The sequence below is a fragment of the Candidatus Protofrankia californiensis genome, from assembly GCF_900634765.1.
GTDB classification, from domain to species: domain Bacteria; phylum Actinomycetota; class Actinomycetes; order Frankiales; family Frankiaceae; genus Protofrankia; species Protofrankia californiensis.
In genome coordinates this window covers 3,708-11,283 of record NZ_CAAAFT010000022.1, presented here as the reverse complement: position 1 = coordinate 11,283, position 7,576 = coordinate 3,708, and the positions used below count along the sequence as shown (strand labels likewise).

The following is a 7,576-nucleotide window of genomic DNA, read 5'->3' as shown; positions in this document are numbered from 1 at the left end:
CCACCGGGGGGGACGCCGTGGCGCGGGTCACCCCGGCGGGGATCGGCTGATCGTGTCCGCGGGTCGACGGGTGCGGCCGGTGGCGCAGGAGCGGGGGGGTATGCACCTGCGGGGCCCGCCGGTACACCGCCCGGGCCTGGCGCGCCCACTGGAACACGTCCGGGGGCCCGTCCCCTGTCGGCACCTCGCGGATCGTCCCGCCGGAAGGCCAGGATCGTCGCGCCCAGTTCGATCTGGTCGCCGTTCATGAGCTTCACCTGGCTGGCGGCACGGCCGTTGACGATGCTCCCGTTGGTCGAGCCATGATCGATGTAGACGAACTGCCCGTCGGGCATCCGACGTACTTCGCCGTGCCGGCGGGATACCCCGGTGTCATTGAGACGGATATCACATTCGACACTGCGACCGATGACCGTGACCTCGCTGTCCAGCGGATACTCACGCTCCTCCCCACCAGCCCGGCTGTCAGGCCCAGGCTTGGTGGAGATGACGAGACGGGGCGCTCCCGGCGCCGTCGGCCGGGGTCGTCCCACAGGGCGTCTACCCGCCACCGCGCCCGGGTCGGCCGCGGCGACGCTGCTACGGATGCGGAACACCCCGACATCGAGATCCTCGGCCTCGGCGAGCCGCACACCGACCGGCCCGACGAACGTGTACCGCTGCTCGGCGGCATGCTCGCGGACCATCTCGGCCAGCTCGTCACAAAGTGCCCGAGTGTAAGGGGCAAGCCGGGCGAAGTCGCTACTGGCAAGCTCGACCGCGAACTCGTTGGGAACAAGCACCCGGTTCGAACTGGTCGCGCGCCGGTCGTCGGTCTCTCGAGCCAGCGCGCTTGCGATCTCGACCGGCTCGACGCCTCCTTTGAAGACCTTGGCGAACGCGCCCTCGACGAGGCCGCCCAAGCGACGCTCGAAGCGCTGTAGCACGCCCATCTCGGCCTCCCCTCCTCCCCCCGGCCTTCTACCGGCACTGAGATCGTATGCTTCCGGTTGAGCGCCGCCCACGGCTCGGGCGGTGTGGATCGCGTGATAGCGTGATAGTCGCACTCGGGCGAGTGGCGGAATGGCAGACGCGCACGGTTCAGGTCCGTGTGTCCTAACGGACGTGGGGGTTCAACTCCCCCCTCGCCCACGAGCTGGCTGGTGCTGGTCGCCGACCTTTGGTCGGCTTCCCGGTGGGCCGCGATGTCTATCGGGGGGCCGAGCCCCCCGAACCCCCACGTTCCTGTGGTTGGGGGCGGCTTGGGGATGGCGCTCGGGTCCGATGCGGAGCTTCGTTCGGCCGGGGTGGCTGGTGCTGGTCGCCGACCTTTGGTCGGCTTCCCGCGGATACTTCGGACGATCATCGCCATGGATGTCTACTGACGACTCGGGCAGTCCCTGATACACGCGCTGGCGCGCTGCACTCCCTGCATGTCAGAGATGGACAGGCCCGCCAGTCCTGCAGGGTCGACGCCGATGTCCTGTACTCCCTGTACACCAGGGATGACGGACCCCGGTACCTGGCGGCGCCACATCCCCTTGTCAACAACACCCCGTCCAGCAGGTGGGTCAGCGTCCCATGATCGAATATCGTGGGATCATGAAATTGAGGGAATAAGCGGTCGTGATAGCAGCCGCTTTCGTACTCAATTTCTTGATCGAAACGGGACGTGTGACTCGCTGACTGGTGCTCCAGCAGGTCAAAAGCGGCGCGGCCATATTTTCTCGCACTGCCCGAGGTCCAAGTCCTCGGGCCATTATTCAGCCGGGTGCGCGAACACCTGCCGACCGGACAGGGCCGGGTAGAACAGCGGCATCCAGCAGTTCGAGCCGAACGGCCAGCCGGCCTTGCTACTCCTCACCACCCTGGAACATCTGGCTGACCTGGGCAGCCAGATCGGCAGCCTTATCGATAAGGTCGTGCGCTATCATCACGGTTGCCTCAACCTCATAAATACCCGGGTCACTATAAATATCGGGTCACTCGGTCACGTCGCAGACGTGAGGCCGGACAGCGGATGACCGTATCAATGTTTGTAGCGAGAGCCAGACGCGCCGAGCCCCGTCGTACCGAGACCATACCGGTGTCGTCACCGTCGGTGACTGCCCAAGTAGCAACGGTGCCCGCTATTCATGAGGGTTATTCAAAACTCCTCGATCGAGATCTGTAGTAGCGTCCTGACCGGCGACGATGCATGATCTAGATCATCTGGACGGGGAGTTCTGAATAAGCCTCCGTGGCGGGACCAGCGGCAGTTCCATGAAGTACATGAAGCGTTCGATCCCCTCGGACATCGCCGTTTCCGCATGGTCGAACACCGCGCTGTCACGAAAACCGAGCGAGCGGTAGAGGGCATGGGCCTCGACCATATAGTTGGCGGTTTCCAACCGGGCGAGGCGGAATCCCTCCTCCCGTGCATCGGCGAGGAGCCGTCGGAGGAGAGCGCGGCCGATCCCCCGACCGCGGGTCGAAGGATCGACGTACATCCGTTTGATCTCGGTGGTAACGGCGTCCACCGGCTTGAGCGCACCCACGCCCACCGCGTCCTCACCGATCCGGGCAACCAGCAGGCGACCGCGTGGGCTGAGCAGGTTGGGCAGCTCGTCACGGAACGACCGCTGGTATTGCGCGACAACCTCGTCCGGGTCGTCAAAGTGGACGCCGTTCGTGGCCGTCATCCGCTCGACGCACCACCGCAGATACCCGTCGAGCAACGGTTCGACGACCGATGGCTCGGCCAGTGGCTCGATGTGTGGCTCGCTCATGCGTTTCTCGCCTGGGAGCGACGTACGCGACGCTTCTCCCGCGCCATCCGCATCAGGTAGGGCGGCGTGGGCGGCAGCCAGCCAAGTTGGCGAGCCGTGCCCAGGTCGTCGCGGTTGGCCCAGTGCTCGACAACCTGGCCGTCGGCCACCCGGAAGCAGTGGGTCTGCGTCGTCGCGAACGTCTTGCCGGTGGGTGGGAACACGTCCGCGACCCGGCCCTGCTTGTCGTACGTCACGAAGGTGCCCACATGCCGGCCCGACATCGTGCAGTGCACCGTGACCAGGTCCGTGTCGGCGACGACGTCGTGGATCTCCCATCGCAGGTCGGCGTACGCGTCCTGCAGCCAGCGCGCCGAGGCGTGGAAGGCTGCCGGCCCCCGCCCCCGGCACGCCGGCGGCTCGGCGTCGGCCTCCCGGTTGACCGCGTCCGGGTGTATGAGGCGGGTGAACTCGTCGATCTCGTCGAGAGCCATGATCTCCACAGCCCTCGCGCACAGCGTGCGGTTGGTCTCCGCTAGCATTCTTTCCATGGGGCGAGTATCCAATACAGTGAGTTGGTAACTAATGCCGCGTCGGCCATACGACAATGCTGGCCGTGTCGAGCAGGCACGCGCCACGCAACGCCGGGTCCTGGAGGCGGCGCGCGAACTGATCATCGAGCGAGGCCCCACGGCGGTCAGCATGCGCGACATCGCCGCCCACGCCCGGGTCTCCGTCGAGACCCTCTACAAGACGTTCGGCACCAGGGCTGCGCTCATCAAGGACGTCTACGACGTCACGCTCGCCGGCGACGACGAGCCGCAGGCCCTCGCCGACCGTCCGGAGATCCAGGCCATCCTTGCGGCGGTCGACCCCCGGGAGAAACTCGCCCGCTACGCCGCGCTGGCCCGGCATCTCGCCGAACGTCTCGGTCCGTTGCAGTCCAGGCTCCGCGCGGCCGCCCACAGCGGCGATCGCGACCTTCAGGGGCTGATCGGCACCGTGGACGCCGAGCGGCTGGCCGGCACCAGTCGCCTCGTCCACCATCTCGCCGACACCGGCGGTCTGCGCGCCGGCCTCGACCCGGACCGGGCCCGTGACATCGTCTGGGCTCTCATCTCGCCCGAGGTCTACGACCTACTCGTCGGCGACCGGCGGTGGTCACACGACGAATACGAACACTGGCTCGCCCAAACCCTGGCTGACACCATCGCACCCGTCCCGAAAGCCGACCGAAACGCATAGACGGCGACCTACCACGGCACCGTTCGACCCGGCTTCGGGAGTGTCAGGGGATCTTGATCGGTAATCTCCAGAGTAAGGCCGTGACCTGCAGAGACGCTTGAACATTGCTGTCCGTTACACCGTTTCTTGGGCAGACCCCGGCTTCCGTAATTGGGGTCATGCGAATCCGCAGGTGCAGCCGGGTGCGCATCCGCAGGCGTCGGTCTCGGTCGAGCGGGGTCGGGCGAGCGGGGTGGGGCAGCAGGTGTCGCCTCGCCAGGCGTCGCGGCCTTCTTTCACCGCGATGGCGGCGATGACGAGTGCGGCGACCGGGTCGGCCCAGGGCCAGCCGAGGGCGGCGTTCAGGAGCAGGCCGGCGAGCAGGATGGCGGACAGGTAGGTGCAGAGCAGGGTCTGCTTGGAGTCGGCGACCGCGGATGCCGAGCCGAGTTCGCGGCCGGCGCGGCGTTGCGCGGCGGACAGGAACGGCATGACGACCAGCGAGACGGCGGCGAGCGCGATCCCGGGCACCGAGCTGTGCGCGTCACCCGTGCTGGTCAGGGCCCGGACGGCGTCGACGGTGATGTAGGTGGCGAGCGCGACGAACGACACGGCGATGATCCGCAGGGTGGTGCGTTCCCGGGCTTGCCGGGCCTCGTGGTCGGTGGCGGAGAACTGCCAGGCGACGGCGGCGGCGGAGGACACCTCGATGACCGAGTCCAACCCGAAACCGATCAGCGCGGTGGACGAGGCGGCGGCGCCCAGTGTCAGCGCGACGGCGGCTTCGACGACGTTGTAGGTGATGGCGGCGGTGACCAGGAGCCGGACGCGGCGGGCGAGGACATCGCGGCGGGTCGGGGCCGGACCGAGTGGTAGCGGGGTGGTCATGTCAGCAGCAGCCCTTCTTCGCCGCGTACGGGCAGGCGTCGCCGTGTCCGAGGGCGACGACCGCGGCGCGCAGTTCGTCGATGGCCCGGCCGAGCCGGGCGTCGGCGAGTTCGTAGCGGGTGCGCCGGCCGACGGCGGCGCCAATTCCGCCGCCGCGACCCGGGGGTGGGGCCCGCGATCCCGGCCGGATCGCTTTCCTGTCGTCTGCCCGTCAGGACGGCTCGTCGGGCGGCGGGCCGGATGCCCGTTGGCGCAGTTCCTCGTTGAGCTGCTGGGCTTCTACGAGTTGGTCTTCGAGGATGACGATGCGGCAGGCGGCCTCGATCGCGGTGCCCTGGTCGACGAGTTCGCGGACGCGGGCGGCGATGCGCAGCTGGTACCGGGAGTAGCGGCGGTGGCCGCCTTCAGAGCGCAGGGGAGTGATCAGGCGGGCTTCGCCGAGGGCCCGCAGAAAGGCGGGCGTGGTGCCGAGCATCTCCGCTGCGCGGCCCACGGTGTAGGCGGGGTAGTCGTCGTCGTCGAGTCTGTCGGCCGGTTTGCGTGTGGTTCCGGGGGTCATCGCACCTCTCGGGGACACATCGCGGGGCCCTGGTGCCATACGGCACCAGGGCCCCGAGGGTTCAACACCATCTACCGGCCAGATGCGCCGGGTTCCTGATTCCGCGTCGCAGCCCGAGAGGGCGGGGGCGCGGGGGATCGCGTATGCGTGACCGGGGACCACCTTCCAATCCGGGACCTGCGGTAGCCGAGCGAGCTAGACCATCGCTCGGGCGATCCTGATGGTGTCTGCTCCTCTCTCCTTGTGCGTTACCTGGCGGGGCACTGCTGAACTTCTGCGGTGGTGCTCGGCGACCTCTCCGGGCTGCCGTACTGCTCGCGCCAGTTCATGTCTGCCGCGATCGCGGACTCCTTTGGCTACGACAGGAACTCTACCCATGGAGCGCCCCGATGTCTACTGTGACGGGGACAGATTTTTCTGCGCCGACCAGACAGGTTTGCTGCTGCGCCCGGTCGCGTCCGAGCGTCGCCGGCGTCGGAATCGCCGACCCGGGAACGCAGGGTTGAGCGCTGCCGCTGTCCGGGCCATTCCGCAGCGTCCCGCTGACAGGGCTGGCCGTCGCGGCGCCACCTTGAGCACGTGTCCACCTGGCTCACGGCGCCTCCTGCGCCAGGGGGCGCAGCGCGTCGAGGTGGCTGGTCGCCGCGGGCCTCGACGAGAAGACCACCGCCCACACCCTGCGCCACACCTTCGCCACCAGCCTCGTGCGCGGCGGCACCGACCTCGTCACCGTCGCCGAACTCCTCGGCCACGCCCGCCTCGAAACCGTCCGGATCTATACCCAACCCACCGAAGACGACAAGATCCGCGCCCTCAACCACCTCATCACCGACGAGTAACACCCCGCCGAAGATCGCCATAGCGGCTTCCGGCCGTATTCCGGTCGCCCCCCTACAGATCCCGACACACCTGACTCGCGGGCCACAGACCACACCACCGAACGTCACCGACGGTGGCGACTGCTCAGATAAACCTGACCGCTGCTCATGTACTGCTCAAATACACGGTCGATTGCTCATGCGTACCTGACCCCTACAACCCGCAGGAGCAAGATCTCTTTGTCCATCGGGATGCCTCCCGGACTGTCTGCTAAGGCGGGGGTAGCCCTTTTCCGCGGTGGTGGGGCAGGTCACCGGGCATCTGGCTCCTTCCCGCGGCGTCCCAGACCGGTCGACGACCGTCCTTGATCAGTTAGTGTCAAGTTTGCCGGCGCTGATTTGATCGGATGCCCTGTCCCGGTCGTCGCCTGCCGCCGTCTCGCCGAGGGCGTGGTTGAGATCCGCATCCGGGAGCGCTCGACCTCCTCGAAGTGGACATCGCAGGCCTGGCTGACGAGCATGCGGTGGAGACGGTTGGGGCGCGGCTGCGGACAGCGGTCGGCTCCGGTTGCCGAGTCGGTAGATTCACGAACGTGACGAGCTTGGAACGTCTTCTCGACGAGCGGTTGGGTGCGGCCTTCGCGGCCGTCGCCGGTGAACAGGTCGACCCCGCCATCCGGCGGTCGCAGCGGGCGGACTACCAGGCGGACGCGGCCCTCTCGCTGGCCCGCCGCCTCCGCCGCAACCCGCGTGAAATCGCCGCCGAGGTGACAAGGGTCGCCGAGCTCGACGATCTGTGTGACACGGTCGAGGTGGCCGGGCCGGGGTTCATCAACCTGCACCTGGCCGAGTCCGCACTGGAGCGCCTGCTCGAGGGAATACTTGCCGACAAGCGCCTGGGTGTCGCTTCCGTGTCTTCGCCCGAGGTGGTCGTCATCGACTATTCCGGGCCGAACGCCGCCAAAGAGATGCACGTCGGTCATCTCCGGTCGACGATCATAGGCGACGCGGCGGTGCGGCTGCTGGGCTGGATGGGTCATTCGGTCATACGTCAGAATCACATCGGGGACTGGGGCACACCGTTTGGAATGCTTGTCGAGCATCTGCTCGACGTCGGCGAGTCCGAGGCCGCCCATGAGCTTTCCGTCGGCGACCTCAACGCCTTCTACAAGGCTGCACGTGTGAAATTTGACGCGGACGATGCGTTCAAGGAGCGTTCGAGGCTCAGGGTCGTCCAGCTCCAGGCGGGCGATCCGACGACACGCCGTCTCTGGCACGTCCTGGTCGGCGAGTCCAAGAAATATTTTCTGACCGTCTACTCCCAGCTCGGCGTGCTCCTGACCGAAGCGGACTTTCTCGGG

7 protein-coding genes, 1 tRNA gene and 1 pseudogene are annotated in these 7,576 nt (G+C 67.4%); 4 read left to right on the top strand and 5 right to left on the bottom strand.

The genetic code is table 11. The features are described 5' to 3' along the window. Positions 1-932: FhaA domain-containing protein (locus tag DD1DGNOD_RS00915; protein ID WP_131769222.1), on the bottom strand; the 932-nt coding region annotated here is incomplete at its 3' end. Positions 933-1,048: 116 nt separating this feature from the next. Here DD1DGNOD_RS00915 and DD1DGNOD_RS00910 point away from each other — a divergent pair. Beyond that, positions 1,049-1,131: transfer RNA gene (locus tag DD1DGNOD_RS00910), tRNA-Leu, on the top strand. 1,055 nt (positions 1,132-2,186) lie between these two features. Here the strand turns inward: DD1DGNOD_RS00910 and DD1DGNOD_RS00905 are convergent. Both DD1DGNOD_RS00905 and DD1DGNOD_RS00900 read right to left on the bottom strand, forming a co-directional pair. Then, on the bottom strand, positions 2,187-2,747 hold the full coding sequence (locus DD1DGNOD_RS00905; RefSeq protein WP_131764691.1) for a GNAT family N-acetyltransferase: 561 nt from the start codon (positions 2,745-2,747) through the stop codon (positions 2,187-2,189). After that, positions 2,744-3,277 (bottom strand): ester cyclase, encoded by a 534-nt coding sequence (locus tag DD1DGNOD_RS00900; protein ID WP_131764692.1) that lies wholly within the window; start codon positions 3,275-3,277, stop codon positions 2,744-2,746. Before DD1DGNOD_RS00900 ends, DD1DGNOD_RS00905 begins: the two co-directional genes overlap by 4 nt. Positions 3,278-3,311: 34 nt before the next feature. Here DD1DGNOD_RS00900 and DD1DGNOD_RS00895 point away from each other — a divergent pair, with 34 nt between their 5' ends. Beyond that, positions 3,312-3,971: a TetR/AcrR family transcriptional regulator gene (locus DD1DGNOD_RS00895; protein ID WP_131764693.1), complete on the top strand. Its 660-nt coding sequence runs from the start codon at positions 3,312-3,314 to the stop codon at positions 3,969-3,971. Between the two features lie 156 nt (positions 3,972-4,127). On the opposite strand, the gene DD1DGNOD_RS00890 is transcribed toward DD1DGNOD_RS00895, so the two are convergent. Together DD1DGNOD_RS00890 and DD1DGNOD_RS00880 are read right to left on the bottom strand one after the other, a co-directional pair. Beyond that, positions 4,128-4,838: a cation transporter gene (locus DD1DGNOD_RS00890; protein ID WP_131764694.1), complete on the bottom strand. Its 711-nt coding sequence runs from the start codon at positions 4,836-4,838 to the stop codon at positions 4,128-4,130. Positions 4,839-5,049: 211 nt separating this feature from the next. Then, the gene (locus DD1DGNOD_RS00880) at positions 5,050-5,397 is read right to left on the bottom strand and encodes a MerR family transcriptional regulator (protein WP_131764695.1); all 348 of its coding nucleotides are present in this window, start codon (positions 5,395-5,397) and stop codon (positions 5,050-5,052) included. Positions 5,398-6,074: 677 nt separating this feature from the next. On the opposite strand from DD1DGNOD_RS00880, the gene DD1DGNOD_RS00875 reads away from it, so the two are divergent. Together DD1DGNOD_RS00875 and argS are read left to right on the top strand one after the other, a co-directional pair. Further along, entirely contained in the window at positions 6,075-6,236 is a 162-nt protein-coding gene (locus tag DD1DGNOD_RS00875) for a tyrosine-type recombinase/integrase (protein WP_283234641.1), read from the top strand. Between the two features lie 572 nt (positions 6,237-6,808). Next, a pseudogene (gene argS, locus DD1DGNOD_RS28475) lies at positions 6,809-7,576 on the top strand (arginine--tRNA ligase); the annotation flags it as partial.